We start from the raw sequence: 12,630 nt of genomic DNA on the forward strand, positions 1-12,630 counted from the left end.
ATCTTTATTACAACGCACATTCCTCAATTTCAAACCCTAAATCTTCAATCATTCCCCAGTCTGCTGTTGGTTCTTGGCCAGCTGTCGTTAAATAATCACCAACAAAGATTGAATTTGCAGCAAATAAACCGAGTGGTTGAACAGCGCGTAAGTTAATTTCGCGTCCACCAGAAATCCGAATTTCTTTTGACGGATTCACAAAGCGCATCATTGCTAATACTTTTAAGCACTCTATTGGTGTTAATTCTTTTTGCCCTTCTAACGGCGTTCCATTTACAGCAACAAGGAAATTACATGGGATAGAATCTGCATCTAAGCGTTTTAATTCAAATGCAATTTCTACACGTTGCTCCGTTGTTTCCCCCATTCCGAAAATAGCACCCGAACATGGTGATATACCCGCATGCTTCGCTTTTTCAACTGTATCAACACGATCGTCGTACGTATGAGTTGAACAAATACTCTCATAATTATCTACATGCGTATTTAAATTATGATTGTAACGATGCACACCAGCTTCAGCAAGACGCTGCGCCTGATCTTCATTTAAAAATCCTAAACAACAGCAAATTTTCAAATCAGTCGTATCACGGATTTCTTTTACCGCTCCAATGACATGTTCTACTTCATTATTAGTTGGGCGGCGGCCAGAAGCAACAATACAATATGTACCTGCCTTACGTCGAATCGCTTCATGTGCACCTTCTACAATCTTCTCTTGCGTTAACCAAGCATACTTATCAATTGGAGCCTCTGATACGATTGATTGGGAACAATACCCACAATCCTCTGGACATAGACCAGATTTCGTATTAATAATCATATTTAGTTTTACTTTTTTCCCGAAGTAATGATGACGAATCACATACGCAGCATTCATAATTTCTAAAATTTCTGTATCATTTGCCTGTAAAATATGAAGTGCCTCTTTTTTCGTTACAGCTCTTCCTTGTACGACTTCAGATGCGATTTGTTTCCAATCTGTTTTCGTTTGTATATGTTTCATTTATTCTCTTCCCCTCTTTTTTCATATAAGAAAATAAAGCATGATATGTTGCCGCAATTCTTCCATCTTCCATAAAATCTCGTTCATATATGCGAAGCATATTGCGAAAAATAGAAGGACTTTGACAATAGGATTCTTCGTTACTGTTCGTAGCCCCAACTTTACGAATGGATTGTAAAAAATCACGAACTGTAGTGAAGGTTTCTATGTAACATGTTTCAGCAACATGTATATCCCCTGTTATTCTTTTACACAACTCTTGCAACTGTAGTCCTGCTAAAAAAGTTTGGCCAACAGTTGTTGCATCATCTATTGCACACATTGTTTTTGCACGCTGAAATGATGTATGCAGCTCATGAAACGTTTTATATCCAAATGTTGAAAACAGCAGCACACCATCTTCACGTAAATTTTTATATAAATTCGCTAATGCAGCTGATAAATCATTTAACCATTGAAACGTTGCATTGGATATCATCACATCATATTGTTCATAAAGTTTAATATGTTCAATGTCTTCACATCGAAATGTAACAGACTCCACATTACACTGCGTTTTTGCTTTCGCAATCATACTTTCTGCAAAATCAACAGCTGTAATCGTCGCATTCGGAAAAGATGTCGCTAGTTTCTCTGTTACATAACCTGTGCCGCATCCAAGCTCTAAAATATGAATTTGCGCCGCTGCATCGTAATGTTCTTTCATATAAGCAAGCAGCTGGTCTGCCATCTTTTTTTGTACATTTGCATATTGATCATAGGATACAGCAGCTTGATTAAATCGTTTTTGTAATAACGTCTTGTTGATCATTTTGTTGTATCCCCCTTACAAACTGTAGAATTTCTTTAGCACATCGTTCTGCATGTGTAAAACAAAGTGCATGTCCAGCTTCTTCTATAATCGTTAGCAATGCATTTGTTTTTTCATTTATATACTGTGCTGCAGACAGAGGACAAATGGCATCAGCCTCTCCGTGAAGAAGTAATAACGGAACATCTATTTGCTGCAGCTGTTCTCTAGCATCTGTTTCTATTAAGTAATCAAGTCCACATTGCAAAGAATAAATTGAATCGCCTTGAAACTGCTCAGCTACTTTTAAAAATGCAATTTGCTCTCCAATTTCCTGCTCCGTCTTTGAAAACATGCTTACATAAAATCGTTTCAATGTAGCATCTTTTTGATTGAGAAGACTTCGTTTCATTCTTTCAACAAAAGACCCTTTCCATCCATGTACATAATCAGAATCTATTGTAAATTTCGCTGTTCCTCCTAATAAAACAATCCCTTTCGTTTGCAATGAATCATATGCTTGAAGAGCTGCCAACGCCCCAAGTGACCAGCCAACTAAAATCACTTCTTTATCTTTAGCTATCTCTATAATTCGTTGCCTGAAATCCTTTTGGTCTTCAACGTTCCACCAATGAACAATATGTACCGGAAATTCATGTAAATATGGAAAGAATGATTCCCAAACTTGCTCTTCCATGCCCCATCCAGAAATGAGCACAAGACTAAGTTGCTTCATCAAATCACTCCTTCTTCCTTTCCAATTTGTACAATCCGCTGTGCTGCCCATTGTAGATCATCATTCGTATGCTGCGCTGTCACAGCAAACCGAATGCGGGAACTATATTGCGGAACAGTAGGTGGTCGAATGGCAATTGCCGCTATCCCTGCTTCTTGTAACTTCATACTGAAACGAAGCACTGCTTCATTAGAACCCACGATAACAGGAACAATATGCGTAGTGCTGTCTCCGATATAAAAACCGGCCTCTTGCAACGCAGTGCGAAAATATCCGCCATTTTCTATTAACCTTTGACGATATGTTCCATCTTTGCTTACAATCTCAATTGCTTTTCCGATTGCTCCAAGCGTTCCTGGAGGTAAAGCAGTTGTAAAAATAAAACCACGCATAGTATTAATCATATAATCGATACAAACTGCACTTCCGGTAATATAAGCACCATAACAGCCCAGCGCCTTACTAAATGTACCCATATGAATATCTATTCGCTTTGCTAATTCTGGATGGTTATGAGCAAGGCCTGCTCCATTCTTGCCGTATACTCCGCCAGCATGCGCCTCATCAACCATAAGAAGCGCTCCGTACTTTTCTTTCAGTATTACTAGATTCTCTAGATGAGCCATATCCCCATCCATGCTAAAAATAGTATCTGTAACGATAAGCTTTCGTTTTTCTGCTGGAGCAGATCTCAGCATTCTCTCTAAATGTTCCAAATCATTATGACGATAGCGCTTATGCTCTGCACCGCTTAATACAATGCCATCTACAATACTTGCATGATTGAGCTTATCGCTAAACACAATATCATGCCTGCCTACAAGTGAAGAAATTGCTCCAACATTTGCCGTGTAGCCGCTATTCACAATTAGTGCTTTTTCAGTTTCTTTCCATGCACATATTTGTTGTTCAATCTCTTCATATAACGGATAGTTACCTACAACAAGACGGGACGCCGTTGCTCCGGTCCCATATCTTTTTGTTGCTTCCACTGCAGCTTCTTTTAGCTGTTCATCTCCAGCTAATCCTAAGTAATTATTTGAGGCTAAATTTAGCATCCTCTTTCCATTTCGAACGAGCCACGTTTTTTCTGCGTGTTCCGTCACGAATAATGTTCGGTGCTGTGATGTTTCTGTAAGACTCGTTAATTTAGACTGAAAATGTGCTTCCCACACTGGATTCATGGCGTAAAAACTCCTCTAACCTTGAGATAGCAACGCTCTCTTCTGCTGCTTGTAATAATTCTTTTCGCGTAAAGCCTTCACGAAGCGCTGGTAATAATCCAATAACCGGTACGTCACTTAACTCTTCAATCATTTTTTTATTTTCTAGCACTCTCTCTTTTTCATATTGTTGACATCCAGAAAAAATGACACCTGCGACTGATAGACCGTGTGCTTTTGCATAAGAAATAGTTAAGACAGTATGATTCACTGTACCAAGTGTTGGCCTTGCTACAATAAGCAATGGTAATTGCAGTTGTTTCGCAAAATCTACAACAAGGGCATCGTCTGTGTAAGGAACTACAAGTCCGCCAGCACCTTCTACAAATAAAGAGTCAAATTGTTTCGATAATTCTTCGTAATGACTTGTAATATCTGATAATAATACTTGTCGCCCTGCTCGCTTCATTGCTAGACGAGGCGCAAGCGGTTCTTCAACTGAGTAAGGACAAATCTCTTCGCATGATATCGTTACACCGGCAGTTGCTTTCAACCGAGCAGCATCACCTTCTGGATGGGAAGAAAGGTGGCCGCTTTGCAATGGTTTATAGACACCGATATTATATCCACGTTGACGAAGCACACCTGCTAATGCACCTGTTACAACCGTTTTACCAACTTCAGTATCAGTTGCTGTTACAAAGAAACCACTCATCATTCGCCCTCCGTTACCTCTTGAATTGCTTGATGTAAAATCATAATCATATCATCAAGTTCTTCTATTGTAGAAGCGAGCGGCGGCATAAATACAACAACATTTCCTAACGGACGAAGAATCATACCTAAATCACGTGCTCTTCTACATACCTTCACACCCATTCGTTCCTGCCAAGAATATCCTTCTTTCGTTTCTTTGTTTTGTACGAGCTCAAGGCCTACCATAAAACCACGCTGACGAATATCTCCCACATGTTTACATTCATGAAAAACTTCTAACCGTTTTGCGATGTATTCTGCTTTATGAGCAACAGCTTCTATAAGATTTGTAGTTTCAAATAATTTCAAATTGGCAAGTGCTACTGCACAACCTAGTGGATTCCCTGTATAACTATGACCATGGAAAAACGTTTTTTGCTCCTCATAGTCACCTAAAAATGCATTATAAATTTCATCTGTTGTTACTGTAATTGCAACCGGTAAATATCCTCCTGTTAAACCTTTTCCAGCCGTTAAAATATCCGGTGTAACGCCCTCATGTTCACATGCAAACATTTTACCCGTTCTTCCAAATCCTGTGGCTACTTCATCTGTAATAAGAAGAACATTGTAGGCTGTACAAAGTTCTCGCAATCCTTTTAAATAGCCCTCTGGCATGGTAATAATGCCGCTCGCTCCTTGTACAAGAGGTTCTACAATAACAGCTGCTACTTCTTCGTGATTTTGTCGCAACAACTCTTCCATTTCTTCTAAATGTTTTTTCACAATAACTTGATGATTTTCCCCATAAGGAGAACGATATGTATACGGATATGGTACTTTTAACGTATCAAATAGAAGTGTACTATACACTTGGTGAAACATATCAATAGCTCCAACAGATACCGCTCCAATTGTGTCACCATGATACGCCTCTTTCATCGTAATAAACTTTTTCTTTTCAGGTTTTCCTTTATGCTGCCAATATTGAAATGCCATTTTAATTGCAATCTCAACCGATGTGGCACCAGAATCGGAATAAAAAACTTTCTTCAATCCATTTGGTACAATTTCAATAATTTTTTCGGCTAACAAAATACTTGGTACATTCGCAATACCTAGCAATGTAGAGTGTGCTATTTTATTTAATTGCTCACGAATAGCGTCATCTAGCTCTTGTACATGATGGCCGTGAACATTGAGCCAAATGGAAGACACACCGTCCCAGTAGCCTTTTCCATTCACATCGTATAATTTTCTTCCTTCTCCTCGTTCAATAATGACGGGATCATCCTCCAAGTAATCTTTCATTTGGGTAAATGGATGCCACACATAGGCCTTATTTTTTTGAGCTAGTTCCTCATATGTAAAAGTTTGATCAATACTCCTTACAGTCACGATTGTCACCTCTAATGTTAACTTATTTTTATTTAAGGTTAACATTATAAAACAAACACTGTCAATTCTTTTTCAAACAATAATATTCTTAAAAAAGAACGACTTATCATATGATAAGCCGCTCTATTTACTGTGCTGAATTTTACCAATCTCCTGTATCAATTGTTCATCTGTTTTGCCTTCTATTTCAATTCCCAATTCTTTTGCATACTCTCGAAGAAGCTCTTGGCGCTTTTCAGAACGCACTGCATCTATTTCTTTTTGGATCTGTTCTTTTGTTTTCCCTTCTGTAGAAACTCCTAATTTATTAGCTGTTTTATGCATTTTCTCTTCTTCACTTATGCTCTTTTCTTTTTTACTTTGTTGTATCGTTTCTTTTGGTTTTTCAGCACTTGTCTTTATTAAATTAGGAGATGCCGCAACCGCTGTATAAATTCCAGCGCCGCCGACGACTATGAACACCATAGAAACAATTATTATTTTCATCTTCATATTTTCTCCTCCTCTCAAATTCATTATAACGAACAATTATTATAATTTGTGTTAATTTTCTTTATATTATCCCTATCGTATGAAAACTCCCGCCACTTATCTCCTTCGGATCTTGAAGTGCGGGTTTCTCGTGTATCACCTTCAAAAGATGCTTAACACGAGTGGAGTTGACACAGCTGCCTGATGGCACAACCCCTCTATTCCATTGGCAAACACCTTTGGAACTGCTTTTTTTAAGATGTTATAAGCACCATTCACATCTGCGTTTAGTAGTTTATTCTCTTCCGTACGATACAAGCCACGTGTGATCCGTTTTCCACTGAATACAGGAATGTCTTCCTCTCCATAAGTGGGGATCACATCATTATCTAGAAAGGATGCCTTGCTTGTATACGATTCTTCCACTACTTGTACAGGAATACCTTTTCGTTTTGCCTTATAGGTGATCATTTCAATGAGTAGATTGTGTGGGATATGGCAAAAGGATTGATTCTGTCGTTTTCCCATATTACTGTTTTGTTTCCATGATGTATTTTTCCCAACCACAATCATAGAGATCTCATGTTGAACTGCGAAATGAACAATGTGGTAACTGATTTTGTGAAAGAAATCTTTTATCTTAAGAAACCGTTTCTCATGAAGCCTCTCTAAACGCTTTGATGTGTGTGGTCCTTCTTTTGGTTCCTTTCCATGACGAAGAATCCTCAGTAAATGAGCCTTTTGTTTGTTGTAGTATTGATTGATGCTTTTGATCACATTGCCTTTTACTAACACAGGAGTGGTCCCTGTATTCGTTGTGATAATTGCAATGTTATTGATCCCTAAATCAATACTCATAAAACGGTTGTTGTCTACATGTTCAGGTGCTGAATCAGATTGTTCTGTTACAATTTCTACCTTAAATTTCCCGTAAGCAGGAGAAACACGTACCTCTTTTAGATTTTCGATATGTCCGAACAATTTGCCAATATTTAATTTCATGTTTGTTTTTGGAAAACGAATGTAATTATCCTGGAGTTTACATACTTGATTGGTGAATACAATTTCTTTCATAGATGATTTGATATATTTTGGAATGCGAGGTCTGCTAGTAAAAGTGGAAGGATGTTTTTGGTATGCCTTGATGGAAGCGAAGAATGATTTCCAATTTTGATACAACTTCTTCATAACTGCTTGATTCGTTTGCGCTGGTAAGTTCATATAATCTTGTTGTTTCATTGTTTTAAACAAGCAATCTAAGAAATGATACGATAGGAACGATTTCTCTTGTGTCGGGAATGTAAACAAGTTACATTTCATTTCTTTTTGTTCTTTAACAGGTTTTTCTTTCTGTTTTTGCACGCGCTTTTGGTACGCATGAAGTTGATTTTCATTCATGATTTCAATATGTGCTTGTAATGTATGAAGAACTTCTTGTTGAAGCGGCTGTAATGGTTGATCCGTACGTAAAGCCGTATACACTTGGCGAATATAGAAATTTGTCGTATTGTATAGATTTTTTGCATTTTGACACATTTCCATGAAGTAGATGTACAATTTATGACCTTTCTTGATCCAAATTTGATAGGATGCATATTCTTTTTCTTTTGTCATCATGTTCACCTCCTTCTTTCCTTCATAATACTATAAAACGGCCAAAAAGAACATACATTCGCCATGTTACAAAAATATTTTTACAAATGCGATGGCAATTCATCTCCACCTTAAACTGGGCTATGCCCTACACGTTTTGAAGATGGAGTTTTCTTGCAAATTTAATCAACATTATGCAAAACGGATATGTATCGCATACAGGTGTAAAAGACATTGATAGTTTATTAACACGCGGCGGGTTACAAAGTATGTTAATGTCTGTTGCTCTTATTTTCCTTTCACTTGGCATGGGAGGATTACTACAAGAGATAGGGATTATCAAACAGCTTATGGCAGCAATTGCAAGCTTTGTCACTACGAGCGGACGTTTAATCTTCTCGACAGCAATTACTGCAATCGGGGTTAACTTTTTACTCGGTGAACAATACTTATCAATTATCTTACCGGGTCAAGCATTTGCAGAAAAATACGATGAACTGGGATTAAAACATCGCAATCTATCACGTGTATTAGAAGATGCCGGTACAGTTATTAATCCGCTCGTACCGTGGGGAATTAGCGGTGTATTTCTCGCAAGTGTCTTAAACGTACCAACAATGAGCTACCTTCCATACACCGTTTTCTGTTTACTTTGTCCAATCATCACTTTACTTGTTGGATTCACAGGCATTGGTCTTTCATGGAATAAAGAAAAGTCCACTGCTAAGCAGCGGACTTTTCTTTATTATTTATTTAATTTTTTTCTTCTAAATAGTGCTAACGCACCTGCACCAATACATGCTAGTCCTGTTGCTAATGTCGTAAACACATTCGCTCCTGTATTCGGCAAGCTATGATCTGTTTTGTCTTGATCTTGGACTGAATCTACTGTTGTTGATTGCTCTTCGCCATTCTTATTATCTTCTGGTGTTTTCGGCTGATCTCCACCGTTATTATTATCTGGCGGCGTTGTTGGTTTATCACTCTCGTTATCTCCACCAGTTGATTCATTGTTTTTCGTTAAATCAATTGCGTATTTCGCAAATTCATTTTCTGATGGACCAACATAAGAAATATTCCCGTCTTTTTCTATATATTTTTGGGCGTTTGGAGAAGAATCAAATGTGACATTCAAATTCTCACCGGTAACTGTTTTAAACGTCCAGTTTTTATCGGCTGTCGGGTTAATTGTTTTCATTTGTTTCATATATTCTACAATAATTTGACGCGTTTCATCAGGAGATTGTAAAATTACTTCTCCTTTACTTACACCTGGGAATGTTTGACTACTACCACGATAGTTATTCGTTGCTACAATAAACTCTTGACCGTCTGTTACTGGTTTTCCATCATACGTTAAGTTCACAATACGATTGGCAGCTTCACTTACAACTTTTCCATCTTTGTCAAACTTAGCTGGCTGCGTTACATCAATTTCATATTTGACGCCATCTAATATATCAAAATTATATGTTGGATAGTTAATATTCACTAATTTTTGCTCATCTGTTTTCTTTGGATCGATTTGGTTAAATTGACCAGCGGACATTTCTAACCAATCTTTCAACTGAGCACCATTTATTTTCACTGCATATAATGTATTTGGATATACGTATAAGTCCGCAACGTTTTTAATTGCAAGCGTTCCCGCCGGAATATCTGTATAATATGTAGATCCGTTACGTCCACCTGCTTTAAACGGTGCACCTGCTGATAAAATTGGCATACCTTCAAATTTTGTACCCTTCATCTTCTGCTCTGTATACCACTTTTGTGCATTTGTTACAATTTGAACAGATGGATCATCTTTTACAAGAGCAAAATAACTATTGATTGGTGCTGTCGTTTCACCAACTGGTGTATTTACATATTTAATTGTCGCTTCATGATCATCTTTTACTGCTTCTACTAAAGATTTATCTGATTCTACTAAAGCATTTCCTTTACTGTCTGCAATTGGACGAACAGCAGGTTTAGATTTCTCTTTTTGTACTTCCCATTTTCCATTGACTTGCTTCAATTCCATATCAATAATTCCTAAGTTACTCCCAAAAGCACCAGGCATTACAACCGGAACGCCATTAAATGTATCGGTTACAACCGCATGGGAATGTCCTGTTAATACCGCATCAACACCAGGAATATTCGTTAAATAGAAAGAGGCATTCTCCATTCCAATATTGTACCCACTCTTATCAATGCCAGAATGCGCCAATGCAACAATAATATCTGCACCTTCCGCTTTCATTTTTGGAACCATTTTTTTCGCTGTTTCTACTATATCTTTCGCTTTTACTTTTCCTTCTAAATTTGCTTTATCCCAGCTCATAATTTGCGGTGGAACAAAGCCCATTACACCAATTTTCACTTTATGTTTCTGACCAGACTCATCTTCTACCTCTTTTTCAAATATATGATACGGTTTGAAGTAATTTTGGTCATTTTCTTCATTACTATCTTTGTCATCTTTATATACATTAGAGTTAATTACAGGAAACTCTGTTTTGCTAATCGCTTTGTTTAAGAAGTCTAAACCATAGTTAAACTCGTGGTTTCCAAGAGAAATAACGTCATACTTCATCATGTTCATTAAACGATATAATGGATGCACATAGTTTCCATCTAGCCCTTTTACTTTTGCTACATAATCGCCAAGCGGTGTTCCTTGCAGTGCGTCTCCATCATCAAATAAAACAGAGTTTTTTGATTCTTCCCTCGCTTGCTTCACAAGAGTCGCCGTTTGAACTAATCCTACTTTATTATCTGTTTTTGTTTGATAGTAATCATAATTCATTAAGTTTACATGAATATCAGAAGTTTCTAATATTCTTAGTTTTACAGTACTTTCCTCCCCCTCTGCATATGCAGGTGTAGGCCATACTTGCGGAGCAATCACTCCCAATGCAAGTACAGCGCCAACTAACGTTTTTGCCGATTTTTTCACATAAAATCCCCCTTGTAAAATAATCCCATGCGACAAAATAGAATATTAGTGTGTATCCCTTCACACCGTCAAATTCTGAAAGAAGTTAGGTGTCTTACTTCTTCTGAGAACATAATAAATCTACCCGTCTGACATCTATCATAACGAACAGGAATTTATATCGTCAATGTAATTTGACAGATTTCTACAAATCTTCCGTAAAAATTATGTAAATTTTTTTTGAAGGCATAATGCCTATCCCATCCCCCCCCCTAATGAATATGGTACAATAAGCATCTATAAGGAGAGTATAACGATGAAAAAGGTCATTTTATCTGCACTTTGTCTCCTCCTTCTTATCATTATATTGTTGGATTATGAAAAGAATCATGAGACAAATGTTCAAAAGGAATCTCCAACAGCAACCGTTCCGCACTGGATTGATTCACAAACAGATGCAACACTACATCATCTTGTCTTAGGTGATTCTCTTGCAAAAGGCTACGGGTCTACACAAGGTGGCTATACACAAATTGCTTCTCAGGAATTAGAAGAGCAATTGCACAAACAAATTACTGTCGATAACCTTGCTGTAAACGGCTTAACAACAGATGGTTTACTTCAAATGGTACAAACAGAAGAAGTAAAACAAAAAATAAAAGATGCCCACATTATTACAATTAGTATTGGTGGGAATAACATTTTACACATAAACAAAAATGTCGGTATTACGGAAGGAATGAAATTATTAAATGAAGAGCAAGATCGTTTTGAACGCGATTTACAAAACATTGTAAAGACCATTCGTATGTCTAATCCGAATGCACTCCTCATTTTATCTGAGCTCTATAATCCATTAAAGCTCGAAGGTTCCATTGCTTCTTACGCAAATGTTTTCTTAGATAGCTGGAACAAAACAATATATTCGATTTCAAAAGAAAATCAGCCTTCGCTCGTATTACCGATTCGCAAATTATTACCAAGTGACCAAAAAGACTTACTATACGATCAAGTCCACCCGAATGATAAAGGATATGAAAAAATTGCAGAATCCTTTGTACAGCAAGTGTTGTCATATAAAGTGAAACTTCAATAAGTAGGCGGGTTTCCTACTTATTGTTAGTTGAACCAATCGGGCCCTTACAGGCGGTTTTTCATCTTGAATTACCCCAAACTACCGCCGGTTTGGGCGGGATAAAGTGAAACTTTCATAAGTAGACGATTTTCCTACTTATGGTTAACCAATCAGGCCTTACAGACGGGATTCCCTCTTGTACCGCTCACACATACCGCTTGTTTGGGCGGAATCAAGATACAAGCAAATAATTCTATTTTTATACATCATAATTTTTTGTTACAATAAGAATAGAAGGGGGCCTGTTATATGGAGTCACGTGAGTGGGAGCGTATCGTTGATCATCTTCTTTCGTTAGTGCCTCTTTTTTATCGCAAGTTTATGCTTCCTGGAGAGTTCTCTTCTCGTAGACATATGCCACCATCACATACACAGGTGTTATTGTTATTGCATGAACGAGATACATTAGCGGTTTCAGAAATCGGAAAACGGTTAGCTATTTCAAGACCGAATATGACACCATTGCTAAATAAACTCATTCAAGAAGAACTTGTAGAGCGCCATTATAGCGAAAAAGATCGGCGTGTTATTTTAATGTCACTTACAGCCGAAGGAAAATTATTGGTAAATCAATACAAACAATTCCTTTTAGAAAAACTGAAGGAAAATTTACAAACGTTATCATCAAGCGACCGGGAACAACTGACCCATTCGCTACAAACAATTCAAAACTTAATTATGAAAGCAAATATATAAAGCTGCTTCTAGACAGAAGCAGC

General features: G+C 37.4%; 11 protein-coding genes and 1 pseudogene. 3 read left to right on the forward strand and 9 right to left on the reverse strand.

From position 1 onward, the window contains the following. Positions 1–7 precede the first annotated feature (7 nt). The 8 genes from bioB to WAX78_RS06790 form a co-directional block, all read right to left on the reverse strand. Positions 8–1,006 carry a biotin synthase BioB gene (gene bioB, locus WAX78_RS06755; RefSeq protein ID WP_336481536.1) on the reverse strand — a complete coding sequence of 333 codons (999 nt, stop codon included), beginning with the start codon at positions 1,004–1,006 and terminating at the stop codon, positions 8–10. Then, positions 960–1,817, reverse strand: a complete 858-nt coding sequence (gene bioC, locus WAX78_RS06760; protein ID WP_336481537.1) for a malonyl-ACP O-methyltransferase BioC — start codon at positions 1,815–1,817, stop codon at positions 960–962. Before bioC ends, bioB begins: the two co-directional genes overlap by 47 nt. Next, positions 1,783–2,532, reverse strand: coding sequence for an alpha/beta fold hydrolase (locus tag WAX78_RS06765; RefSeq protein WP_336481538.1), 750 nt, complete (start codon positions 2,530–2,532; stop codon positions 1,783–1,785). Before WAX78_RS06765 ends, bioC begins: the two co-directional genes overlap by 35 nt. Then, positions 2,532–3,716, reverse strand: a complete 1,185-nt coding sequence (gene bioF / locus WAX78_RS06770; RefSeq protein WP_336481539.1) for an 8-amino-7-oxononanoate synthase — start codon at positions 3,714–3,716, stop codon at positions 2,532–2,534. Before bioF ends, WAX78_RS06765 begins: the two co-directional genes overlap by 1 nt. Next, on the reverse strand, positions 3,682–4,410 hold the full coding sequence (gene bioD / locus WAX78_RS06775; protein ID WP_336481540.1) for a dethiobiotin synthase: 729 nt from the start codon (positions 4,408–4,410) through the stop codon (positions 3,682–3,684). The genes bioF and bioD overlap by 35 nt, the downstream gene beginning before the upstream one ends. Beyond that, a complete protein-coding gene (bioA, locus tag WAX78_RS06780; RefSeq protein ID WP_336481541.1) occupies positions 4,410–5,834 on the reverse strand; it encodes an adenosylmethionine--8-amino-7-oxononanoate transaminase in 1,425 nt (474 codons plus the stop codon). The genes bioD and bioA overlap by 1 nt, the downstream gene beginning before the upstream one ends. Positions 5,835–5,912: 78 nt before the next feature. Then, the gene (locus WAX78_RS06785) at positions 5,913–6,305 is read right to left on the reverse strand and encodes a hypothetical protein (RefSeq protein ID WP_336481542.1); all 393 of its coding nucleotides are present in this window, start codon (positions 6,303–6,305) and stop codon (positions 5,913–5,915) included. A 117-nt stretch (positions 6,306–6,422) separates the two neighbouring features. After that, the gene (locus tag WAX78_RS06790) at positions 6,423–7,874 is read right to left on the reverse strand and encodes an RNA-guided endonuclease InsQ/TnpB family protein (protein ID WP_336481543.1); all 1,452 of its coding nucleotides are present in this window, start codon (positions 7,872–7,874) and stop codon (positions 6,423–6,425) included. A 152-nt stretch (positions 7,875–8,026) separates the two neighbouring features. Here WAX78_RS06790 and WAX78_RS06795 point away from each other — a divergent pair. Continuing rightward, positions 8,027–8,572 (forward strand): annotated as a pseudogene (locus WAX78_RS06795) (Na+/H+ antiporter NhaC family protein); the annotation flags it as partial. A gap of 26 nt (positions 8,573–8,598) precedes the next feature. On the opposite strand, the gene WAX78_RS06800 reads toward WAX78_RS06795, so the two are convergent. Further along, complete coding sequence (locus WAX78_RS06800; protein ID WP_336481544.1) at positions 8,599–10,797, reverse strand: bifunctional 2',3'-cyclic-nucleotide 2'-phosphodiesterase/3'-nucleotidase; 2,199 nt, start codon at positions 10,795–10,797, stop codon at positions 8,599–8,601. A gap of 295 nt (positions 10,798–11,092) precedes the next feature. Between WAX78_RS06800 and WAX78_RS06805 the strand changes: the two genes are divergently transcribed. Next, positions 11,093–11,872, forward strand: a complete 780-nt coding sequence (locus tag WAX78_RS06805; RefSeq protein WP_336481545.1) for a GDSL-type esterase/lipase family protein — start codon at positions 11,093–11,095, stop codon at positions 11,870–11,872. Positions 11,873–12,160: 288 nt separating this feature from the next. Beyond that, positions 12,161–12,607, forward strand: a complete 447-nt coding sequence (locus WAX78_RS06810) for a MarR family winged helix-turn-helix transcriptional regulator (RefSeq protein ID WP_336481546.1) — start codon at positions 12,161–12,163, stop codon at positions 12,605–12,607. Positions 12,608–12,630: the final 23 nt, after the last annotated feature.

The organism is Bacillus yunxiaonensis (assembly GCF_037104695.1).
GTDB lineage: Bacteria > Bacillota > Bacilli > Bacillales > Bacillaceae_G > Bacillus_A > Bacillus_A yunxiaonensis.

Bases quoted from the DNA above. Each gene is read 5' to 3' on its own strand.
- bioB (WP_336481536.1), bottom strand. From the start codon at position 1,006: ATGAAACATATACAAACGAAAACAGATTGGAAACAAATCGCATCTGAA.
- bioC (WP_336481537.1), bottom strand. From the start codon at position 1,817: ATGATCAACAAGACGTTATTACAAAAACGATTTAATCAAGCTGCTGTA.
- WAX78_RS06765 (WP_336481538.1), bottom strand. From the start codon at position 2,532: ATGAAGCAACTTAGTCTTGTGCTCATTTCTGGATGGGGCATGGAAGAG.
- bioF (WP_336481539.1), bottom strand. From the start codon at position 3,716: ATGAATCCAGTGTGGGAAGCACATTTTCAGTCTAAATTAACGAGTCTT.
- bioD (WP_336481540.1), bottom strand. From the start codon at position 4,410: ATGAGTGGTTTCTTTGTAACAGCAACTGATACTGAAGTTGGTAAAACG.
- bioA (WP_336481541.1), bottom strand. From the start codon at position 5,834: ATGTTAACCTTAAATAAAAATAAGTTAACATTAGAGGTGACAATCGTG.
- WAX78_RS06785 (WP_336481542.1), bottom strand. From the start codon at position 6,305: ATGAATTTGAGAGGAGGAGAAAATATGAAGATGAAAATAATAATTGTT.
- WAX78_RS06790 (WP_336481543.1), bottom strand. From the start codon at position 7,874: ATGACAAAAGAAAAAGAATATGCATCCTATCAAATTTGGATCAAGAAA.
- WAX78_RS06805 (WP_336481545.1), top strand. From the start codon at position 11,093: ATGAAAAAGGTCATTTTATCTGCACTTTGTCTCCTCCTTCTTATCATT.
- WAX78_RS06810 (WP_336481546.1), top strand. From the start codon at position 12,161: ATGGAGTCACGTGAGTGGGAGCGTATCGTTGATCATCTTCTTTCGTTA.